Annotated in this window: 22 protein-coding genes, 1 tRNA gene, 1 pseudogene and 1 riboswitch; of the genes and pseudogenes, 7 read left to right on the forward strand and 17 right to left on the reverse strand. The window is 32.6% G+C overall.

All coding sequences use genetic code 11. The annotated features are described in order from the left end of the window. Positions 1-52 precede the first annotated feature (52 nt). A riboswitch (SAM riboswitch) is annotated at positions 53-154 on the reverse strand. Positions 155-198: 44 nt separating this feature from the next. Genes AC1QSP_RS08510 through AC1QSP_RS08520 form a run of 3 tightly spaced genes read right to left on the reverse strand, consistent with a single transcriptional unit; the run spans position 199 to position 2,521 of the window. After that, on the reverse strand, positions 199-810 hold the full coding sequence (locus AC1QSP_RS08510) for an aminotransferase class IV (protein WP_484078335.1): 612 nt from the start codon (positions 808-810) through the stop codon (positions 199-201). Then, complete coding sequence (locus tag AC1QSP_RS08515; RefSeq protein WP_484078336.1) at positions 794-1,753, reverse strand: aminodeoxychorismate synthase component I; 960 nt, start codon at positions 1,751-1,753, stop codon at positions 794-796. Before AC1QSP_RS08515 ends, AC1QSP_RS08510 begins: the two co-directional genes overlap by 17 nt. Before the next feature lie 12 nt (positions 1,754-1,765). Beyond that, positions 1,766-2,521, reverse strand: a complete 756-nt coding sequence (locus AC1QSP_RS08520) for a hypothetical protein (RefSeq protein ID WP_484078337.1) — start codon at positions 2,519-2,521, stop codon at positions 1,766-1,768. Positions 2,522-2,594: 73 nt separating this feature from the next. On the opposite strand from AC1QSP_RS08520, the gene AC1QSP_RS08525 reads away from it, so the two are divergent. Continuing rightward, positions 2,595-3,167, forward strand: coding sequence for a nitroreductase family protein (locus AC1QSP_RS08525; RefSeq protein ID WP_322971710.1), 573 nt, complete (start codon positions 2,595-2,597; stop codon positions 3,165-3,167). A gap of 46 nt (positions 3,168-3,213) precedes the next feature. Here the strand turns inward: AC1QSP_RS08525 and AC1QSP_RS08530 are convergent, their stop codons facing one another. Beyond that, positions 3,214-3,675: a DinB family protein gene (locus tag AC1QSP_RS08530; RefSeq protein WP_484078338.1), complete on the reverse strand. Its 462-nt coding sequence runs from the start codon at positions 3,673-3,675 to the stop codon at positions 3,214-3,216. 136 nt (positions 3,676-3,811) lie between these two features. On the opposite strand from AC1QSP_RS08530, the gene AC1QSP_RS08535 reads away from it, so the two are divergent. From AC1QSP_RS08535 to AC1QSP_RS08545, 3 genes and pseudogenes are all read left to right on the forward strand, one after another. Further along, positions 3,812-4,915: an Mrp/NBP35 family ATP-binding protein gene (locus tag AC1QSP_RS08535; RefSeq protein WP_484078339.1), complete on the forward strand. Its 1,104-nt coding sequence runs from the start codon at positions 3,812-3,814 to the stop codon at positions 4,913-4,915. Between the two features lies 1 nt (position 4,916). After that, positions 4,917-5,150 (forward strand): annotated as a pseudogene (locus AC1QSP_RS08540) (NifU family protein); the annotation flags it as partial. A gap of 185 nt (positions 5,151-5,335) precedes the next feature. Further along, the gene (locus AC1QSP_RS08545; protein ID WP_484078340.1) at positions 5,336-6,100 is read left to right on the forward strand and encodes a DUF3108 domain-containing protein; all 765 of its coding nucleotides are present in this window, start codon (positions 5,336-5,338) and stop codon (positions 6,098-6,100) included. A gap of 35 nt (positions 6,101-6,135) precedes the next feature. On the opposite strand, the gene aat is transcribed toward AC1QSP_RS08545, so the two are convergent. Together aat and AC1QSP_RS08555 are read right to left on the reverse strand one after the other, a co-directional pair. After that, positions 6,136-6,777: a leucyl/phenylalanyl-tRNA--protein transferase gene (gene aat / locus AC1QSP_RS08550; RefSeq protein WP_484078341.1), complete on the reverse strand. Its 642-nt coding sequence runs from the start codon at positions 6,775-6,777 to the stop codon at positions 6,136-6,138. Positions 6,778-6,847: 70 nt separating this feature from the next. Then, positions 6,848-7,225, reverse strand: a complete 378-nt coding sequence (locus AC1QSP_RS08555; RefSeq protein WP_484078342.1) for a DUF3127 domain-containing protein — start codon at positions 7,223-7,225, stop codon at positions 6,848-6,850. A gap of 118 nt (positions 7,226-7,343) precedes the next feature. Between AC1QSP_RS08555 and AC1QSP_RS08560 the strand changes: the two genes are divergently transcribed. From AC1QSP_RS08560 to AC1QSP_RS08570, 3 genes are all read left to right on the forward strand, one after another. Next, positions 7,344-7,425 (forward strand) — tRNA-Leu (locus AC1QSP_RS08560). 298 nt (positions 7,426-7,723) lie between these two features. Beyond that, complete coding sequence (locus tag AC1QSP_RS08565) at positions 7,724-8,311, forward strand: SOS response-associated peptidase (protein ID WP_484078343.1); 588 nt, start codon at positions 7,724-7,726, stop codon at positions 8,309-8,311. Between the two features lie 99 nt (positions 8,312-8,410). Then, the gene (locus AC1QSP_RS08570; protein ID WP_484078344.1) at positions 8,411-8,611 is read left to right on the forward strand and encodes a CsbD family protein; all 201 of its coding nucleotides are present in this window, start codon (positions 8,411-8,413) and stop codon (positions 8,609-8,611) included. Between the two features lie 53 nt (positions 8,612-8,664). Here AC1QSP_RS08570 and AC1QSP_RS08575 read toward each other — a convergent pair whose 3' ends face one another. The 11 genes from AC1QSP_RS08575 to nadC all read right to left on the reverse strand — a co-directional run bounded on the left by AC1QSP_RS08575 (position 8,665) and on the right by nadC (position 21,692). Then, complete coding sequence (locus AC1QSP_RS08575) at positions 8,665-9,780, reverse strand: GNAT family N-acetyltransferase (RefSeq protein WP_484078345.1); 1,116 nt, start codon at positions 9,778-9,780, stop codon at positions 8,665-8,667. A gap of 159 nt (positions 9,781-9,939) precedes the next feature. Beyond that, on the reverse strand, positions 9,940-10,578 hold the full coding sequence (locus AC1QSP_RS08580; protein ID WP_484078346.1) for a VTT domain-containing protein: 639 nt from the start codon (positions 10,576-10,578) through the stop codon (positions 9,940-9,942). Positions 10,579-10,622: 44 nt separating this feature from the next. Beyond that, a complete protein-coding gene (locus AC1QSP_RS08585; protein ID WP_484078347.1) occupies positions 10,623-11,282 on the reverse strand; it encodes a DedA family protein in 660 nt (219 codons plus the stop codon). A gap of 6 nt (positions 11,283-11,288) precedes the next feature. Further along, positions 11,289-11,654, reverse strand: coding sequence for a YraN family protein (locus tag AC1QSP_RS08590; protein WP_484078348.1), 366 nt, complete (start codon positions 11,652-11,654; stop codon positions 11,289-11,291). An 18-nt stretch (positions 11,655-11,672) separates the two neighbouring features. Next, positions 11,673-12,308, reverse strand: a complete 636-nt coding sequence (upp, locus tag AC1QSP_RS08595; RefSeq protein WP_484078349.1) for a uracil phosphoribosyltransferase — start codon at positions 12,306-12,308, stop codon at positions 11,673-11,675. A gap of 9 nt (positions 12,309-12,317) precedes the next feature. Next, complete coding sequence (locus AC1QSP_RS08600; protein WP_484078350.1) at positions 12,318-13,250, reverse strand: S66 peptidase family protein; 933 nt, start codon at positions 13,248-13,250, stop codon at positions 12,318-12,320. An 88-nt stretch (positions 13,251-13,338) separates the two neighbouring features. After that, complete coding sequence (locus AC1QSP_RS08605) at positions 13,339-15,807, reverse strand: TonB-dependent receptor (RefSeq protein WP_484078351.1); 2,469 nt, start codon at positions 15,805-15,807, stop codon at positions 13,339-13,341. Positions 15,808-16,211: 404 nt separating this feature from the next. Further along, complete coding sequence (locus AC1QSP_RS08610; protein ID WP_484078352.1) at positions 16,212-18,620, reverse strand: TonB-dependent receptor; 2,409 nt, start codon at positions 18,618-18,620, stop codon at positions 16,212-16,214. Between the two features lie 519 nt (positions 18,621-19,139). After that, complete coding sequence (locus tag AC1QSP_RS08615; RefSeq protein WP_484078353.1) at positions 19,140-19,985, reverse strand: hypothetical protein; 846 nt, start codon at positions 19,983-19,985, stop codon at positions 19,140-19,142. A gap of 3 nt (positions 19,986-19,988) precedes the next feature. Next, positions 19,989-20,771, reverse strand: coding sequence for a hypothetical protein (locus tag AC1QSP_RS08620; protein WP_484078354.1), 783 nt, complete (start codon positions 20,769-20,771; stop codon positions 19,989-19,991). 60 nt (positions 20,772-20,831) lie between these two features. Next, entirely contained in the window at positions 20,832-21,692 is an 861-nt protein-coding gene (nadC, locus tag AC1QSP_RS08625) for a carboxylating nicotinate-nucleotide diphosphorylase (RefSeq protein WP_484078355.1), read from the reverse strand.

A 21,692-nucleotide genomic window follows, 5' to 3' on the forward strand; every position in this document is an offset into this window, starting at 1 on the left:
TCAAGAAATCGAAACCTTAAAAATGGTAGGAATTGTTTTTAGAAAAATTCGCACCTCATCTTTTCCTTTTTAAGGTTGGATTTAGCACCTTGATTAAGAAATCCGGTTGCTAAGGTTTCATTGGGCCAATTCCCTCCACCTTTCTTGATAAGTCGATGCAAATGTAAAAGAAAATATAGGATACACAAAATAACTCTACTATTTCTGTAGAGAATCTAATAAAACCTGAATATCAAATGTTTGAGCCTCGTCAAAATTCATCATAGCATTGATCCTTTTAAACGAAAAATAATTATCCAAATCGCGAGTTTTTATATTTTTTTCCTTGATTTTACCTTCTTGGATTAATTTTTCTCGCATTGTTCCTTGAAGTAAACAAGTTGTTGGGGTATGCCACTCTATTCCATTAAAGAATATTAAATTAGAATAGGTTGCATCTGTAATATAATTTGCACGCACCAAAACCAAATCATCGCATTGAGTTTCTTTGATAAAAAGATCAAAAAACCAACGTTCCGTGTATTTGTAGAAATAAGTAATCTCAGGATCTATTGAATACAATTTGATGGTCTCAATAGGCTGAATTTCGTACGGAATAAATTCTATGGACTCGATTTCAGCCCCATAAATCACACGTACTTTATATTTTTTATCATCTAAATCCTCAGGAATTTCAATTGCTTCTTCTAAGCTCATAAATGGCGCATCTGGAAAATGCTCCACACGCGTACGCTCGAAGCGGGCTTGATGCAATTCTAAATTTCTTAATTCCCGATTAAGACAACAAATACTTTCAATAAATTGGAACATATACTTTTTGGATCATTTCGTTATACTCACTTTCGCAATCACTTTTGGCCGTGATTCCTCCTCCACTTTTAAAAATCAATTGTTCATTTTCGCGTTCAATGAATCGTATCATTACAGCCGAATCGACATTTTTTCCGTCAAAAATTCCAAAAACACCGGTATAAAAATTACGATTATAATTTTCAGCCTCAAGAATAATCTCAACTGTTTTTTTCTTTGGTGCTCCACAAATGGAACCCGCGGGTAATAATTGATCGAAAATGGTTCCCAATTGCTCATGGTAATTTGTAGGTAATTGTCCTACGATCTCCGAACTCACTTGCAACAATCTCTTTTCATTGGTAATTAATTCATCAATATAACGATATTTCGTTACAGTCACTTCATTTGCAACTAAACTTAAATCATTTCGAATCAAATCAACGATAGTCGCATGTTCAGCAGCTTCTTTTTCGTCGTTTAAAATTTTAGATCGTGCATCATCAATGGCCACATCAATAGTACCTTTCATCGGATAAGATGCAATCTTGCCATCTTTGATTTGCACAAATATCTCAGGTGAAAAACAAACAAATTGGTTTTTGTAATTCAGTTTGTATTTCGCTTGTGTATGCGTATAGATTTGTTGTAAACTAAGATTTGTATTTATAGGAGTTGTACAGGTTAAATTGGTTAAATACGAATTTCCAAACAAGAGATGGTCATGTACAATCTTAAATTGTTTTTGATATTCTTTTGCAGAAATGGGAAATTTATCAAATGAAAAATCAATTGGAAGTGTATTTAATTGATCTTCATGCATCGAAAATTGAATATCCGATGATAAATCTTCCAGTGGAATGACTTCACCTTTCTCCTTCAAAAAATCAATCATAAAAAAAAAGGGAACTTTTTCAGCTCCCAATTCATTCATTTGTTCAAAAATCGAATGCGTTGTTAACATTCGATAAAAATATTATAATTCTTGCGATTGCCCAATAGTATCTATTTCATAATTATTTTCATTCAATAAAATATCTTTTATCATCAAATAGTTCATGACATAAGCGATTGGCATCGAGACGAATAATCCAATAATACAAACATAAACCCCGATTTGCGAAAGAATGGAAAAGAAAAGAATGAACAATAATAAATACCAGAAATTCTTTTTAGCAATCGCAATAGAAATTTTTAAACTTTCAATTGCTTTCATATTTCCATGAAAAATGAAGTAAGGGGGTAAATACAATATTACAGTCAATAGTATTCCAACAATAAAATAAATTGGAAAAATTACAACCATCGATAATCCAAAAATCGGACCTACAACTTCTGGCGTATCCATAAACAATCCAAAACTTCCTAAAATAAAAATGTAAGGAATTATAAGTACCAAACCTAACCCTATGATTAGAAAAAGATATGGTATAAAACTTGTCCATTTTCTAAAACCAATAAAAAAATCATTGAAAACAAATGATTCTCCTTTTTCTATTTTATCCACGACGTTTCCATAACCCATTTGCAAAGGAAAAATAATTAAGTATGGCCCTATAATCGTAATCGTAGCTAACACAAGTATAAGTCCAGAGACAAAAGCAAATAACGAAAAATCAAACCAATGTTTTCCATAAATGGAAAACGCTTCATTAAAATAATCACCTAATTTAAATTCTACATTTTCTCTTTTTGCTTTTTCGAGTTTATATTGATCAATAGTTCTTATCATCCCTTGTATATATAATAATTTTTTAAATGTAAATTTGCAGTATTAGTTGCATAAAAATTATAATTGTTACAACATGAATCCAACAGAATTATTAGATCTTATTCAATCAAGAAGATCAGTATTTCCTCCTCAATATAACCAAGAAGAAATTACAAAAGAAGAATTAAATCAAATTTTAGAAGCGGCCAATTGGGCGCCTTCGCATAAAAAAACAGAACCTTGGCGTTTTGTCGTTTTAGAAGGACCTGCTAAAGATCGTTTTCGCGAATATGTAAAACGTATCTATGTTCAAGGTACTCCACCAGAAGATTTAAGTGATCGTAAAATTAACGCACTGATTGAGAAATGTGATAAATCAAACAAAATTGTGTTAATAAACTTTGTGGATACTTACAAAAATCCTGAATGGGAAGAATTAGCAGCTACGGCAATGGCTGTACAAAATATGTGGTTGATGGCCTCTGCTTTAAAAATTGGTGCCTATTGGTCATCGCCTCTAAATGTTATTGCAAATGTAGATGAGTTTACGCCAATGGAAGAAGGTGAAAAATGTGTTGGTATTTTCTATATGGGAAAATATGATCATGAATTACCCTCTGCAGTTCGTCAACCGATTGAAGATAAAGTAAGAGTATTAGCATACTAAATCAATAAAAAGAAAAGCTCGATGGATAAAATCGAGCTTTTTTATTTTAAAAAGGGATATTTTTCTTCAAACTTAAAATATATCCAAGATGCATGGCTTCGTGAATATTATTATAAATAATTGCATCTTCAATATTCGTCAATTCAATCCCTAAAAACGTTTGTAATTTTCGATACCTCGATAACTTTTCTGCTCTGTAATCTTTGTGTAATTGCATTGGAGTAGATTCCAACAATTCAATCAATTCTTCCAGATCGCTTTCAGTAGCCTCGTTATTTCCAAAAGTACCTTTTTTGTATGATTTGATGAATTCCATATCCACCAACATTCGATTTTCGGTAAGATAATAATGAATTAATTGTTGTGTTGCTAAAACATGAGCAGCATTCCAAAAAATATTGTTTTTATAACCAACCGGAATGTACAACAACTGTTCTAACGTATGCTGAGAAAGCTCGTCAATTATCTGTCTTCGAATTTTGTTCAGATAAATAATATGCTCTTCCATAGTCTGATTTAGATGTTAAAGATACTATAAATTAGTTCTATTTATCAAAATATTAGTCAAAACGATTAAAATCACAAGGATAGATTTTACTAAGTTGTATTTACTTAGTAATTTTGTCAGAATTAATAATCGAATAATGGCTTATACAAGAGATCAAATCTATCAAGTCTTAGAAGAACTGGGAATTCGTAACTGGATGCGTAATGCACAAGTTATGGGTAACGATATTATTTTAGATATCGTATCTCCTTCTCCAGCAATGCATGAGAGAAAGCGCTTAGAAGTTGCTTTAAAAAATGCCTTCAAAGAAAATTTACCAGAAGCAAATTTAAAATTAAACATTACGGTAGAAGCTGAACCTAAAGCTCAAGAAATCAAAGGTTCTGAATTACCAGGTGTAAAAAATATTATTGCCGTAGCATCGGGAAAAGGAGGTGTAGGTAAATCTACTGTGTCATCTAACTTAGCCATCAGCTTATCTAAAATGGGCTTCAAAGTTGGTTTATTAGATGCTGACATCTATGGACCATCTATGCCAATTATGTTTGATTGTGAAGATGGACGTCCTTATTCTGTTGAGGTAAATGGGAAAACTAAAATTAAACCTGTAGAATCTTACGGAATTAAATTATTATCAATCGGATTCTTCGCTGATACTGACCAGGCGATTGTTTGGCGTGGACCAATGGCTGCTAAAGCCTTAAATCAAATGATTCGTGATGCACATTGGGGAGAATTAGATTTCTTAGTAATCGATTTACCTCCTGGGACAGGTGATATTCACTTATCTATTGTACAACAAGTTCCAATTACTGGTGCTGTAGTTGTATCAACTCCTCAAAATATTGCGTTAGCAGATGCGAAAAAAGGAGTGGGGATGTTCCAAATGGAAGCAATCAACGTCCCAGTATTAGGAATTGTAGAAAATATGGCTTATTTTACACCTGCTGAATTACCAAACAATAAATATTATATTTTTGGACAAAATGGTGCTAAAAACTTAGCGGATCAAATTGGTGTACCTTTCTTAGGTGAAATTCCAATCGTTCAATCAATTCGTGAAGCTGCTGATGTTGGACGTCCTGCAGCCTTACAAGAAGATACTGTTGTTTCAGAAGTTTATATGAATATTGCACGAAATGCTGTTGCTAGTTTAGTAGAACGTAACAATACATTACCTCCAACAGAGGCTGTTCGTATTACAACGATGGCAGGATGTTCGTCTAATAATAACAAATAATATGACTGCAGAAGAAAAAATTATAGAAGTTGAAAAGGCATTAACTGAGATTCGCCCATTCTTAAATTCGGATGGTGGTGATATCGAATTAGTGTCTGTTGAAGATAACATTGTAAAAGTACGTTTAACAGGTGCTTGTATCGCTTGTTCAGTGAATCAGATGACTTTAAAATCTGGCGTTGAAATGACGATTAAAAAATATGTTCCAGAGATTGTTCAAGTAATCAATGTTTCATCTTTAGAAACTTCTACTGATGCAGTTGATATTGATAATTTAGATACGGAAGATATTATCGAAAGATAAAATTCTTTTAAAATAAAATTCTAAAAAACTCGTTTTCAAGTCTATTCTAAAGGATTTTGAAAACGAGTTTTATTTTTGGCAAACCTTTTGGATAACTGATATCATAAACATAAAAGATGAAGAAACTATTTATTTTAATTATCGCTTTTTTATTTTCGTTTTCCATTGCCAATGCTCAGAATTTTAAAACGGGCGAATTTTTAAAATACAGACTACATTATACAGGACTTAATGCTGGATTTGCAACTTTAGAAGTGAAAGATGCGAAATATGATAACAAAAATCATTTTCGTATTGTTGGGAAAGGGAGCTCTAGTGGGGCTGTACGTGCCTTTTATAAAGTTGAAGATTTATACGAATCTTATATTGATAAATCAACGATGAAACCTTCTAAATTTATACGAGATATTTATGAAGGGGGATATACACGTAATCAAATCTATTATTTTGATCATGCCCGTAAACAAGTAAAAGTCGACGATTTAAAACATAAGAAAGTCTCTTACGAATCTATTCCTTTTGATGCTCAAGATTTATTATCTGCTTTTTATAGCATGAGAAATGTTGATCACTCAAAATTAAAAACAGGAGACTATATCAACGAAAATATTTTTTTAGGGGATGAAACGTACAAATTTCGTCTAAAGGTCCTTGGTCGTGAGGTGAAAAAGACCAAATTTGGAAAAGTAAATACCATTAAAATTCGACCATATGTACAATCAGGTCGTGTATTTAAAGAGTCTGAATCCGTTACCATGTGGGTAACAGATGATCAAAATCTTGTTCCTGTTCACATCAAAGCCAGTTTAGTCGTGGGATCGTTGAATGCTGAATTGTATGAATATAAAAATTTAAAATATCCCGTAAAGTTTACAAAATAAGATCAAGGAGTTACCCTAAGTAACTCCTTTTTTATTTATTCTCCTTGCGGTTCTAAATAATTTAAAAAGATATCCGAAGGAATTTCTATAGCACCAAGAGATGCCAAATGATCCGTGTACACCTGACAATCGATTAGCTCATATTTCTTGTGATATTTTGCTACAAATTGAATAAAACCAGCTTTTGAAGCATTACTCACCTTCGCAAACATACTTTCTCCACAAAAAATATGTCCCATATCAACACCGTAGAATCCGCCTACTAATTCGTCATCTTGCCAAACTTCGATACTTTTAGCCACTCCCATTTCATGTAATGTACAGTATGCTTCAATCATATCATTGGTAATCCATGTTCCATCTTGATCCTTTCGAGGGGCCTGGGCACAATTCATAATGACATCACGAAAAGCTTTATTTTCAGTAAAAGTAAATTGTTTATCTCTGAAAACTTTTTTCATCGATTTCGATACATATAAATTTTCAGGAAAAAGCACAAAACGATCATGAGGAAACCACCACAGAATAGGTTCATCTTCATTAAACCAAGGAAAAATTCCTTTTTTATAAGCCATTATTAATCGCTCAGGTGATAAATCACCACCCAAAGCAATAATGCCTTCATCTGAAACTTCTGAATAATCTGGAAATATTAAATCTTTACCTAACCAATACATCGAATATAAAATTAAAAAACGTACCCTAAAAGAGTACGTTTAAATTATGATTGTGTTGAAAATTTACAAATTAAAATGGTAAATCATCATCATCAGATGATCCAAAATCAACAGCTGGTGCTGGAGCAAAATCTTGTGGAGGGTAATTTCCATTTCCACCTTGAGGAGCTGCTTGTGCTAAATTCTCAATTCTCCATCCTTGGATAGTATTAAAATATTTAGCGACACCTTCTGGATTAATCCATTCACGACCGCGAATATTAATCGCTACACGTACTTCTGCACCTGGCTGATATGAATCTAATAAAGAAGTTTTGTCTTGTGTGAACTCAATTAAAATATCTTGTGGATATTGTTCTTGTGTTGTCACAACAAACTCTCTTTTTCTGAAACTAGCCGTAATATCCTGAGTGTCAAATATCTTTTTGATTCTTCCTGTAATTTCCATTTTGATTAAAAGCTTTCTGCAAATTTAATTTATAAAAAAGATTAAAAAAATTTTATTTGTAAATTTTGTTAAATAGAAATCTTGTGTATATTTGCAATCCAAATCGATGAGATTTGATGCGGGCGTGGTGGAATTGGTAGACACGCTAGACTTAGGATCTAGTGCCGCAAGGTGTGAGAGTTCGAGTCTCTCCGCCCGTACAACTTCTAAAAAGGAACTGATGAATCAGTTCCTTTTTTTTTTGCATTAAAATCACTTATAACTAAAAAAAGCAACTCCTACGAGTTGCTTCTATATATCCTAAAATAGTGTTCTATCCTTAGTTTTTTGGCTTGCGATTGAATACATATAAGATGTAAACAAATGCGCAAAATACCATGATCATAAATAATATCAGTAACGGCATAATTCTTTCGATTAATATTACGCAATATTAGTCAAATCTATTGAGATTCTTTTTATTGTACATTTGAAAATTATCTTAAAACTGCATTGCTTATGTGCTTCTTTCAAAAATTAGATAAAAAACCTCAGCAAATAGAGCAAAAATTCAATGCTCAATTTAAATTTTTCCAAGAGTATCAACCCAAAACAATCATCAATGGGTTTGATTTTCCACAAACTCCTGTCATTAAAAACACTGATATATTTACTATTGAAATGTTAGGATGGGGATTGATTCCGCATTGGGCCAATACAGAATGGAATAAAGCCTTTACATTGAATGCAAGAAGAGAAACCTTACACGATAAGCCTGCCTTTAAAAACGTAGCGCAAAACCGTTGTTTGGTACTTACAAATGGATTTTATGAATGGCAGCATCAAGGAAAACATAAAACGAAATTTGAAATTGGCTTTGATGATAAATTATTTGCTTTTGGAGGTATATATGATAATCATACATACAGCATTGTCACGACGGAAGCACGAGGCATCATGAGAGAAATTCATAATACTAAACTACGAATGCCTATTGCGCTAAAAACAGAAGAAGAAATGATGGCATGGCTCGAAGGAGAAGAATTGTACGGTAGAGAAGATTTTAAAGCGACTCCTCTGGATCCACTTCAACTTACTTTATTTTAGCTTATCATTTAATTAACAAACACTTATAAATTATTTGTGATATTATAAAAATCAATTTTTCTAATTTTAATTCAAACAATAAACTACAACCAAACAATTATGGATAAATTAGAATTAGAAGGAAAATGGAACCGTATTAAAGGTGCAGTTAAACAAAAATACGGTGAGTGGTTAGATGATGATCAAGCCTATGCAGAAGGTAAATGGGATGAAGTCGTAGGAAAAATCCAAGAAAAAACTGGACGCACCAAAGAAGATATTGAAAAGGTGATTGAAGATTGGAAAGAAGATGAAGCTTGATAAGCTCCTTTTTATAGAATAAAAAAGTCAGTATTTCTACTGACTTTTTTATTTTATATATTCTTTCGAAAGGTTTTTCGACGTTTATGAATTTTTGGATCAAAATTTTTCCATAAGTGTTGAATTTTAGTATTTTCTTCCAACAACGGATTCGTTTCTATGGTCTCAATACCTCTCTTTTTATAACTCTCATATAATTGTGTAAAAATTAAAGCATTAATTCCTTTGTTTTGATATTCAGGATCAATACCGATTAAATAAAATTCGGCATGATCATTTTTCTTTGTCGCTTGCATCAGATGCCACCATCCAAAAGGAAATAAACTTCCATTGGCTTTTTGAAATCCTTTAGAAAAGGAAGGCATCGTTATCGCAAAGGCAATCATTTTACCTTGAGCATCCTTTACACAAGAAATAAAATCAGGATGAATAAATTTTAGATATTTCTTTTTGTAATGTTCTACTTGAAATTTTTCGATTGGGACAAAACTTTGTAATTCCGCATATGTTTTATTGATTAAATCAAACATCTCATCCACATAAGGCATTAAATCATTGATAGATTTGAATTGATAATTAGATACTCCGTATCGTTTTTCAATAATTGCTTGTAATTTTCTTGCTTTATCGATGTCGATTGAATCAAATCGGAAAGTATATTCCAACCATTCCGCTTCAGGTTTAAATCCCAAGGCTTGAATGTGTGTTGGATAATATTGATGATTATAAATCCCAATCATTGTTGCACGATAGTCAAACCCTTCGGTTAACATTCCAGCCTTGTCCATGTTAGAAAAACCCATTGGCCCTTCCATATATTCTAAGCGATGTTGTTTTCCTATTTTTTCAACCTCATCCAACAAGGCTTTTAAAATTTCAAGATCATTTTCATAATCTAACCAGCCGAACCTGACCTTCGATTTATGCAATTCATTAACCTCTGTCCAGTTAATAATTGCCACTATTCGACCAACTGCTTTCCCGTCTTTGTAAGCTAATAAAAACGTCGCATCAACGGTCTTAAAAATATCGTTTGAAGGATTAAAACTTTTAATTTCGTTTTTCTTAATTGGAGGAACCCAGAAAGAATTATTTTTATAAATCTGAAAAGGTAAATTGATAAATGTTTTCCAATCATCAGAAGATTTGACTTCTCTAATTGTAATCATTAGATTGAATAATTTTTAGTACTGATTTTAAAACAAGATACAAAAAAACTGAAAGCAAAATTTATTCTTTCAAGAGAATTTAAAAGATCATTAAACCGATTTTAAAAATAAATTTCACTTTAATTTTTGTACTTTATTTCAATAAATTATAAATATATACTACGCTTTTAAACGTGCTTTGATCCATTCAATAAGGATAGGAAGTATTGAAAATAGAATGATTCCAATCACTACATATTCGAAATTCTTTTGAACAATTGGAATATTTCCCAAAAAATATCCGATTAATGTAATGCCAAATACCCATAAAAAACCTCCTAAAATATTAAATCGAATAAAAGTAGAATAATGCATAGACGAAAATCCTGCCACAAAAGGAGCTAACGTTCGAACAATTGGTACAAATCGAGCAATTACAATGGTTTTAGCACCATATTTTTCAAAAAAGTGTTCTGTTTTTAAAATATGCTCATCTTTAATTAGTCGATGACCAAATAATTTTGCTTGCGTGAGCTGTCGCCCAAAATATTTCCCAATGGAATAATTGACTGTATCACCTAAAATTGCAGCTGACAATAATAATCCTAAAGCGATAAATATATTAAGCTCTGATGGAAAACTTGCGGCTAATGCCCCCGTAGCAAAAAGTAAAGAATCCCCAGGTAAAAATGGTAAGACGACTAAGCCTGTTTCCATAAATATGATGAGAAATAAAATGGCATAAAACCATCCTGGATAAGATTCCATCATTTGTTGTAGATACACATCGATGTGCAATAAATAATCTAAAATCTCCATGATAAAAAAAGCTCAATTCTTACGAAATGAGCTTGGTACAAATATTATGCTTGTTTTTTACTAAATTTTTCTTTGTAAATTTCAAATATTAAAGGGAATACTGAAATTACAATAATTGCAAGAACGACTTTTGAGAAGTTATCTTGAACCCACTGGATGCTTCCTAAGAAATATCCCGCTAAAGTTAAACTTGTGATCCATATCACTCCTCCAATAACATTATACGTGATAAATGTTTTGTAAGACATTTTACCAATACCAGCAACAAATGGAGCTAATGTGCGAACAATAGGCACAAAACGAGCAATAACAATCGTTTTAGCACCATATTTTTCGTAGAATTCATGCGTTTTATTTAAATGTTCTGGTTGAACAAATTGTTTACCAAAAATTTTAATTTGAACTGCTTTATACCCTATACTTCTACCAATGGTATAATTTAGCGTATCGCCGAGAATGGCAGCGATAATTAATAAACCAACAATAATCCATACATTAAGATCATTATCAGCTAAAGCTGCAACCATACCAGCTGCAAATAACAAGGAATCGCCTGGTAAAAAAGGCATAACGACCACCCCTGTTTCCACAAAAATAATTAAGAACAAAATAGCATAGAGCCAAAGGCCATAATCGTTTGCAAATTGATTTAAATGTTGATCAATATGCATTACAAAGTCAAATAAATTTAAAAGTACTTCCATTACAAATTATAATTCAAACGCATTAAAAGCATCCACAATATGATTGGTTATCCATCTGTTGTTTTGCTTTATCAATGCTAAAATATCGAATCTTATCTCAGCATCAATATTATTTTCTAAAATAAATTGATTAGCAGCTAAAACAAGTAGTTTTTTCTTTTTTATAGTAACTGAATCCTCGGGATGTTTAAATTTTTCAGAGGTTAAAGCTTTTACTTCAACAATTACTATCTGGTTGGTTGTTTCTAGAATTAAATCAATTTCAGCCTTTTGATAAAAATAATTTTGCCAAATGATCTTATATCCAAGAGAACGGAAATAATCGACTGCAAAACGCTCCGCTTCACGACCAAAATCGTAAGATGTACTCATTCTGCATTCGATTAAATATTATTTCGTACCATAAAGACGGTCACCTGCATCCCCTAAACCAGGAACAATGTATCCTTCTTCATTTAATCTTTCATCTAAAGCTGCTAAATAAACAGGAACTTCTGGATAAGCATTAGCAACAGCTTCAACCCCTTCTGGACATCCTACTAAACAAGCCAAGCGAACCGATTTAGCTCCTTTTTCTTTTAAAATCTCAATGGCTTTGATAGCTGATCCTCCTGTTGCTAACATAGGATCCACTAAAATAACGTCACGAGATTCTAAATCTGTAGGAAGTTTACATAAATATTCTACCGGTTGTAATGTATCATGATCACGATACAATCCAATATGACCAATTTTAGCCGTTGGAATCAACTGATGAATACCTTTTACCATTCCTAAACCAGCACGTAAGATTGGTACGATAGCCATATCATTTCCTTTCATTTTATAACCTACCGTTTTAGTTATTGGCGTCTCTACTACTACCTCTTCCAATTCTAAATCACGTGTAATTTCGTAACACATTAATCCAGAAATCTCGTCCACTAACTCCCCAAACTCTTTAGTTGTAGTCTCTTTGTCACGCATTTGCGTAATTTTAGCTTTTACTAAAGGGTGGTTGATGACGTGTAAATTATCTTGTTTCATATGAAATTATTATATAGAGTACAAATTTACTGAATTTGTATCGACTTTTAGTCGAACATTTGATCCCATTTTAAGGGCAATATTATGCCCCGTATGTCCCGCTGGAAATCCGTAACAAATTGGTATATCATAATCTTTGACGATGGATTGGATAATCTCATAAGTTTTGGGATCATGGGGATGAAAATAATTCTCTTGATTTTCTTCTTCTGTATCCATTCGAGTAAAGCTTCCCAAAATCAATCCCTTGATTTGATCCAAAATTCCATTTCGCTTTATATTCATTAGCATACGATCTACAGCATACCAATTTTCAAACCAATCCTCCAAAAACAAAATTTTATCTGAAGCTTCTAATGTTGAAGCACTCCCAAGTAATGAGTAGATCATCGAAAGATTTCCACCGACAAGTTCGCCTTCAGCTTCTCCAATTTTATTAAATGCATGACTTTGGATTGAGTAATTCATTTTGTCCCCCGTTAAAGCACGATAAACACTAGGATAAGAATCATAATGATATTCTACATCCCCCAAACGTTTTGCTGTTACCCCGTGTAAAGTTTGAATTCCTAAGTGATTTACATGGTTATGAAAAACCGTAATATCTGAATATCCGATAATCCATTTTGGATGTTGAATAAATTGTGTAAAATCCAATAGATCAATAATCTTAACACAACCATATCCACCGCGTGCACACCAAATGGTTTTTATTTCAGGGTCATCTAAAGCCCATTGAAAATCTTCTGCACGTTCTTGATCTGTACCAGCATATAAATAGCCTAAATCAAATTGTTGGTAGATATTTTTACCCAAAACAGGGACAAATCCCCAATCTTTGATCAATTGAATAGCCTCTTCTAATTCCCCTACTACAATTCGTTTTGCAGGAGCAACGATTGCTATTTTATCTCCCTTTTTTAAATAAGGTGGTTGAATCATTTCAAAAATAATATATGAAGTAAATGTATAAACAAAAAAAAGACGAACCCGAAAGTTCGTCTTTAATATATGAAGATTTTAAATCATCTTAGAATGTAAATCTAACAGAAGCATTCCATGTTCTTCCGTATCCAAAATAAATTTGGTTATCTACGTTAATTCCTTTGTACGTTTGAGTACCTTCAGTTGCTTGTAAGTTTGTTGAAGCCTCTTGAATGTAAATGTGGTTTAATACGTTATTTACATTAAAGCGGAAAGTGAATTTATTTTTAGGAGTTAAGCTAACGTTATATGTTACCCCAGCATCCATAATGTTGTAAGATGGTAACTTTAAGTTTCCATTTTCTTCATTTACACGAGAACCATATAAATCTCCGTTGTAACGGTAATCAGCATCAACAGATAATCCTCTGATAATTTCGAAAGTACCTCCTAAACCTAATTGAGTTTGAGCAGAATCTCCTACTTTTAATCCATCAAAGTTCTCTGTTTTTGGAGTTCCAACGATATTTTGTTGCTCATCGTAATTAGTTACTAAAGAGTTTCCTTTGTACTCCCAGTTACCAAGAGATGCAAAACCTGTTAACGTTAATGTACGAATTGGTTTATAGTTAACTTCTAATTCAACCCCTGTATGTACTTGTTTTACACCACGGTTTACAGTGTAAACGTATTGGTTGTATAATCCTGGGTATTTATCATTTCCTTCAGGTCCTACGAATTGACTTGTTGAAGTAATACGGTTTTCCCAAGTTGTATAATAAGCATTTAAGTTTGCCCAGAAGTTTCTAGCTTTAATTTTATAACCAGCTTCAATACCTAAAATTTCTTCATTTTTAGCGAATGGGTTTACATCATTCTTATAGTTCATGAAGATATTGTTTTGGTATGGTTGACGAGAATAGTACCCCGCATTTGCGAAAACTTGGTGGTTTTCTGAAATTCTGAAACTAGCTCCACCTTTGATGTTGTAACCAAAGTTTGTTACTTTTTCAGATTTCTCGTTACCTGCTGTATAGTTGAAGTAATCAATACGTTGATTTGATTGCTCAGAAACAGATCCTTGTACGAATGCAGTAAAACGATCTCCAGAATATTCGAATTGTCCGAATAATCCTCCGTAATTAATACGTTGTTTGTAGTACCATCCAATGCGATCTTCGTATGATTTAGCAAACCCGTTTAAAGCTTTCCATGGGCTTTGAGAGAATGTTTGATCAACTTGATAAGAAGGATTTTGTTTATCTGCAGTCTCAGTGATGTAATCAGCACCTAAGAAACTATTCGCTTGACGTAAGTGTTGTCCTTCATACGTTCTTAAATCGAAACCAACATTGAAGCTTAAACTTTTATTGATTTTGTGATTTAAATTTGATACCATACCAAACCATTGGTGATTATTGATAGAAGAAACCACACGGTCTAATGCTTCACCTCCTTGTTCTGATTGTCTATCGTAAACTTGTTGTAAGTTTAATAATCCATTAGGTTCTGTATTTCCTAAGATTCCGTAAGGTGCATCTGGATTATTTTTATCTTTACCAGTAGTGATAGAAGAAGATCCTCCACCTCTACCCCAAGAAGCATATAATACTGTAGATAATGTTGTTTTACTAGAAATATCCCAATCCCAGTTTAAATTTGCTACTGGTTTGTGGTAATAATTTCTTCTTACATTGTATTCCTCACCATTTAACATTCCCCAGTTACGGTTGTATTTACGTCCGTATTTTAATAAATCTGAGATTTTGTTTGATGAGTTTTGGTCGTGCCATTGAGGTCCACCTGTTAAAATTAAATTTAACGTGTGTCTTCTAGCAGGTTTGTACCCTAACGAGATGAAGTAATTTTGACCTTCTCCTTGAGTTGCGTTATTGTACCCATTCCCTTGCCAGTGAGATAACATTACAGAAACACCAAATTTGTTGTTGATTAAACCTGTGTTATATGCAATTGTAGATTTGTAGTAGTGATTATTTGCAATCCCTGCTGAAAAGAAACCTCCTTGTTTTTTATCAGTAGCTTTTGTAACGAAGTTATACGTACCACCTACTGAAGAAATTGCTAATTTAGAAGATCCTAAACCACGTTGAATTTGAACTGCACTTGCAATATCAGATAATCCAGACCAGTTAGACCAGTATAAACTACCATTGTCCATTCCGTTAATTGGTTGCCCATTAAACAAGAATGCTGTATTAGATTGATCAAATCCACGTGTTACAATTCTTGATTCACCAAAACCACCAGATTGTCCTGCAACATAAACAGAAGGTGTGTTAACAAACGCTTGAGTAATGTCTGCTGCACCCACTTTATTTTCTAAAGCTTCCTTTTTGATTGTTGTTGCTGCAATTGGAGTTTTACGATCATCTTGTAAATCGATTACCCCTTTTCCAACGATTAACGTTTCACCTAATGATACGTCGTCTGCTAAAACCTCTTCAACTGCTAAAGAATCAATTGGAGTGACTTTAACTGAATCAGTAGGTTCAGTTACCTGTGCGAAAGATAATGATGCCGTTAAGGCAAAAGCTCCTACGAATAAAAGCTTCATTGAGTTTAACCTCATCTCTTGAAATAGTTTTATAGTTTACTGGTGCAAATTTCTGAAGATATCCCTTGAAACGGATTTTTTATTGAAACTTATTCTGTATATATATTATTAAAAAGAAAAATTATTCTTTTAACAGAAAATAATATGATATCATTAATTAAACAAACGTTTAATTATATAATTATCATATATCCGATAAAATAATGTTTTAATACATTTTTGAAATACTCCTTATATGATAAAATTTTAGAATATTTATTCATAAATGAATCTAAATATATTCTTAAAGTTTAATTATTCAGAACCAATCTAAATAAATTAGAATATGAAGTTAAAATTTTAATACTGAAACAAAAAAGAGCGAATCTTTCGATTCGCTCTCATAATATAATCTTAATTATTTCTTAGAAATTATACGTTACACCAGCAGTCCAAGTTCTACCGATTGCATATCCAACTCCGTTACGGTCGATTTTAGACACGTATTGGTCATTGAATAAGTTTCTAACATTACCTCTAAATTTGATCTTTTGAGATCCAATTTTGAATTGGTAAGTTAAACCTGTATTTGCTCTTACGAATGGGCTAATTTTTTCAGCCTGGTAAATTTCACCTTTTTCTGCAGCAGCAATTACATCTTCTGGACTTACTTGACCGTAGATCGCTCCATTATACATGAAGTCTAAATCCCAGTATAAGTTCTTTGTAAAGTTAACTTTAGTACCTACACCAAATGTTACTTGAGCAGCTTCTCCAATGTAAGAACCAGTTAAATCAACTTTACCTTTCTCGAACATTGTGTTGTCATCTGTATACATAGATTCGTATGGAGTTTCTCCATCATACTTCCAATCTCCTACAGATAAGAAACCGTACATACCAAATGCTCTAGAGATTTTAGCATCAAAATCAACCTCAATTCCTTTGTGAATTTGAGTAACATCAGTATAAGATGTATAGATTGGTCGCTCAACTTGGTTTCCTTCAGCATTAGTACCTGTTACAGAACCTGAAACACCTAAAAATCTGTTCCCCCAAGTTGTGTGGTATGCATTCACATTAACTCTTAAGTTACGTGTCTCATATTTGTATCCAACTTCAAAACCTGTAATTTCTTCGTTTTCAACTTTAGGCTCACGTAAAGCAACTGAATTATATTCGAAAACGTTATCTAAGAATGGTTGACGTGAGTAACGACCTACATTCGCGAAAACAGTATTTTCTTCATTGATTTGGAATGCAGCACCCCCTTTAATGTTCCATCCTGTTTTGTTTACTTTCTCAGATGCAGTTTCTACACCACCATAGTTCCAAGTATCGAATTTTTGGTAGAATTGATTTGAAATTGCCCCTTGAGCGAAAACAGATAATTTTCCAGTTGAATACTCAACTTGTCCAAAAACTCCTTGGTAGTTTAAGTCCTCACGGTAATCTCTATTTGTTCTTTGATCTTTATCAGCTGATTTGAATAATGCTGACCATGGGTTTGTACTGAATGTTTCCGTAACATTGATTGTTTGACCATCAGAATTTCTTCTTTGATTCCAAGATGATAATCCCATTAAGTCATTCATTTGCTGGAAGTGGTATCCTTTGTACATACGGATATCAGCACCAACATTAAATTGCCAACCTGTTTTTGTATCGTAGTTGAAGTTTGTTACACCTCCATACCAGAAGTGGTTGTTCACTGATGTTCTGATTGCAGAAGAAACTCCTGATCCCCCAACACCGTCAGCAATCGTTGCATTATCTGCATATAATTTATCGAAGTTAACTTCTCCGAAACCATCTAAATTAGCTGTTGCTGTTGCACGACCAACTCCAGACGTTCCACCTCCTGTACCTGTAGAAGCATATAATACTGTAGATAAAGACGCATTTTCATTAATTGTCCAATCCCAGTTTAAGTTTGCTACTGGTTTGTGGTAGTAGTTTGTTCTTAAATTTTTCCCCTCACCGTTTAAATAACCGTAAGTAGAGTTATATTTTTTACCTGCGTGCGCACCTCTAGCCCATTGTGTCTCACTCTTTGTAGAATAGTTTTGACCATGTTCTTGAGGAGCACCAAAAATCATAAAGTTGAATTGGTGACGCTCGTTTGGTTTATATCCAACAGAAACAAAGTAAGCTTGTCCTGATCCATCAGTACCTTTAGCATAGCTTCTATGTGCTTGCCAGTGGTTGAATAAGATCGAAGCACCCCATTTCCCTTTCATACCTGTATTGTAAGCTACAGTAGCTGACATATAACTATCGTTACCAACATTGTATTTAACGTATCCTCCTTGCTTTTTCTCAGTAGCACGCGTTACCATATTTACAGTTCCACCTACTGAAGAAATTGCTAATTTAGAAGATCCTAAACCACGTTGCACCTGTACAGCATTCGCTACCTCTGTCATCGCAGACCAGTTCGACCAGTATAAGTTACCGTCTTCCATACCATTAATTGGTTGTCCGTTTAATAAGTAAGCTGTATTTTGGCTGCTAAATCCACGTAAGAACATTTTAGAATCTCCAAATCCTGAAGATTGGTCCGCTACGTAAACTGATGGTGTAGTTGTGAAAATTTCTGGGAAATCTACGTTACCAGCTGCTTTATCTTGAATAGCCTCTTTAGTAATTGTAGAAACCGCTACTGGAGTTTTACGATCTTCTACTAAGTCGATTACCCCTTTACCAACGATTAATGTTTCTGTTAATGATACATGTTCTTCGTTGTTGACTGAAGTTGAGTCAATTGGCTCAGTTACCTGACCAAATGATAATGTTGCTGTTAAAGCAAAAGCTCCTACGAATAAAAGCTTCATTGAGTTTAACCTCATCTCTTGAAATAGTTTTAAAAGTTTACGTTGCAAATTTCCGTTATTTCAATTATTAAATCCTCATTTTAAGGTTAAAAAATTGTAATGTTCTGAATGATATTTTTCAGATTTAACTATTATTCAAAAAAACAGCTATAAAATTATTAATAATATAAATTTAACAGTACTTTAAGAGATGAAATGGAACAAAGTGATAATTTAAGAAGAAAAATGTTAAAATTATTCTTAATAAAATTAACATTACATGATATTATTTTACGCCATGAATTATCCAATTCAGACACTATCAATCATTTAAAAATATTATTTAGAACCAGTCTAATAAAAATAAACGTCCTATCTGTTAAAAAATCAATTTTATAACAGACGACATCTTTATTAAGAAAATTTTAGGAATATGTAAACTTTAAACTTTGAGATGAAGTAAACTTCATTCTCCTCTATTTTTGATATTTAAAGATAAACAATATTTGTTTAATAACAAATACAACAACACAAAAAATATTAATTTCGAATAATCCAATCGTAATAAGGTGAGTCTTTTAAGGCAGACAACGAAGTATATTTACGCAATTGTTTAATCCTTTTCCCCTTTACTTCTGAAACAATGAATAATGTATAAAAATCTTTTTCGTAGAAAATATTCTTTGTTTGTAATAAAATTTTAGAGGTTCCATAGTCTGATTCAGCCAATGTAACCAACTCTTTTTCGTCCTGCATTAAATTTTTATAAGGTAGAGTATTCTTGATTTCTAACAACGAATTATACTTCCCTAAATAAAACGACTGATCACCTTTTATCTCATAGATTTTAAAATCGGTTGTAGGAGTCATGACAATCTCGTATTTAATCGCTCTATCGTACAAAACATTTACTAGGCGATTAGAACTCTCCTCTACAACCTCATTCAATGAAATTTTAATGGGAAACTTTAAAACCAAATCTGCCGCTTGATTGGCCGCGTTTATATCTTTTACACCAATGCTTAATTTATTCTTCTGCATATATTCCAACATATCTTGAAAAGCTAATACATTATATGCTCTAAACGTGGGTTCATTGGTATCCACATATTTTAGTTTTAAACTCCCATCTCTATGCACTACAAACTGTATTTCTGCTTCTGCAGATTGAATGTTTAAATACTCAAAAGCATAAATGTAGCGTTGTAATTGATTCGTATAAATCGTTGTGATATTTTTTTGTAAACAAATAAACTGATCTTCTCTAGTTTCTTGCTTTTCACATCCTGTAAATAATGGCACCGAAATAGAGTCTAGATTTTTTTTCTGTGCATCAACTGATACCATAGCGATGAACACAAATGCGAGAGAAATTATTTTATACATGAATTAATAAATGTGGTTAGAATAACTTGAGGTTAAAAAATCTTCCATATTCGAAAATTCTTTAATCAATTTTTCATTTTCAAAGTACGAAATTTTTATTTCTCCTTGTTGATTTTTAAAAAGATTCTCTACCTCTAATTTTATAATTTTCCCTTTCAGTTTTTTCTCAACAATAAGATTTTTTACGTTTTCAGTTAATGGTTTTAAAATTTCATGATCATAAAAATCTTTAATCGAATAAACCGTAGAAATCAATTCATGATGTTTATAAATATGAAACGAATAATCTTCTCCTAATCTTACCACATAATTTCCATTAGGAACAGTAAATAAAATAGGGGTTTTGTTGTTATCATATTTGAAATTTTTATTCTGTGCTAAGTTAATTGGAATATTAAAACTTAAAATTGCAGGTCTGCCATCTCCAGTTTTTGCAGGAATAATTTTTCGATTCGATAATTCTTGGATTCGATTAAAAAAATAAAATACATCTGATGCCAAATGATTCATCAATAACGTATTTCCCTCATGTGGTTTGAATCGAAATTCGCCCGATGTTCCTACTTGAAAATTCACTTTTTCATTCAGAGAAGGTAATCTGAAGTACTGATAAACATTCGAATTCACATAAAAGTAAGTTTTTAATAAATCTGCCGTATATGTATTAAAACATTTTATTCGCTCTACCTTCTCTTGGAAGTGTTCGCAGCCTGGAGCTATTGGATATTGAATTTGACCAAAAGTTACGGAATTCAATAATAGAAATAGTAGTACAAGTTTTTTCATCACAGCAAAATAAACAATTAATAAAAAAAACGTCTAAGTTTCCTTAAACGTTTTTTACAATTATTTTAATGCCTTAAGGCTTAAATCAAAATTAGGTGCGGAATGAATGATTGCTCCTGAAGAAATAAAGTCAACACCCGTTTTCGCAATGGCTTTTACTGACTCTTTGGTGATTCCGCCCGAAGCTTCTGTTTTCACTTTTCCACCGATGAATTCTACCGCTTGCTTCATCGTGTGCAAATCAAAATTATCCAACATAATAAAATCAACGTCGGCCACTAAAGCTTCTTTTACCTCTTCCAAATTACGAGTTTCCACTTCAATTTTTAAATCAAGATTATTCGATTGTAAATAAGATTTCGTTTGTTCAACAGCTTTTGTAATGCTTCCACAGAAATCCACATGATTATCTTTGAGCATGACCATGTCGTATAGACCAAAGCGATGATTTTCTGCTCCACCTATTTTTACCGCCCATTTCTCAATCATCCGAAAATTAGGGGTCGTTTTTCGCGTATCTAAAATTTTAGCATTCGTTTCTTCTACCAATCGCATCATTTCATTGGCATATGTAGCTATTCCAGACATACGCTGCATGCAATTTAAAACTAAACGTTCACATGTTAATATAGACTGAGCCGATCCTTTTACCTTAAACGCGATATCGCCATAATTCACTCGGTCCCCATCGTATAATAATTGTTCTACTTGTAAATCAGGATCAAACGTATCAAAAATAATTTTCGCCAATTCAATTCCAGCGATTATTCCATTATCTTTTACTTTCAACTCTGCTTCTTGTATGGCATGATAAGGCACTGCTGCTAAAGTAGAATGGTCGCCATCACCAACATCCTCTAAAAATGCTTGACGAATAAATTGTTGTAATTTTTGTTCTGTAATATAATGTGGGAATTCCAT

The sequence above is a fragment of the Faecalibacter sp. genome, from assembly GCF_057177045.1.